General features: G+C 48.0%; 1 protein-coding gene. It reads left to right on the forward strand.

Translation table 11 applies throughout. The annotated features are described in order from the left end of the window. Positions 1 to 736: hemolysin family protein (locus R8N49_RS26895; RefSeq protein WP_318190425.1), on the forward strand; the 736-nt coding region annotated here is incomplete at both ends.

The following is a 736-nucleotide window of genomic DNA, read 5'->3' on the forward strand; positions in this document are numbered from 1 at the left end:
CACTTACTTCGCGATCATCATCGGCGAGCTCGTACCAAAACGTTTTGCCCAAAACAACGCGGAAAGCATCGCAATTGTGGTCGCCTATCCGATTCATTGGCTAGCCAAACTCGCCAGACCTTTTGTGTTCTTACTTACTGTGTCGACAGACGCGTTACTTAAACTTCTGCGCCAAAACGAAAACCAAGGCGAAATCGTCACAGAAGAAGACATCTTTGCCGTCGTCAATGAAGGTTCGGAATCAGGAGCCATCGAACCGCAAGAACAACTGATGATCCGCAAGCTACTGCACCTCAATGATCGTTTAGCCCTGTCTTTAATGACGCCGCGCTGCGACATCCATTTTTTGGACACCAACTTGCCGCTGGATGCGATTCTCAAACACCTACGTCAAACTCAACACTCAGTTTGGCCAGTGTGCAAAGGCGGTTTAGATAACATCATCGGCACCATCTCCTCAAAAGTATTGCTTGATGAGTACGACCACCTGTCTGTTTCGAGACTCGGTAAATTGCTCAAACATCCGCGCTTTGTACCGGAGTCGATGAAAGGCTTGCCTCTGCTGAACTACATGCAGCAAACCAGCGTAGAGATGGTATTTATTGTTGATGAATATGGAGACGTGCAAGGCTTAGTCACCTTATACGATTTGCTCAAGTCCATCGCTGGCGAATTAGGAATGGCACCAGAACAAATCTGGGCGAAGCAGCAAAAAGACGGGAGTTGGCTGATGGAT

Source organism: Vibrio sp. 1978 (genome assembly GCF_033344345.1).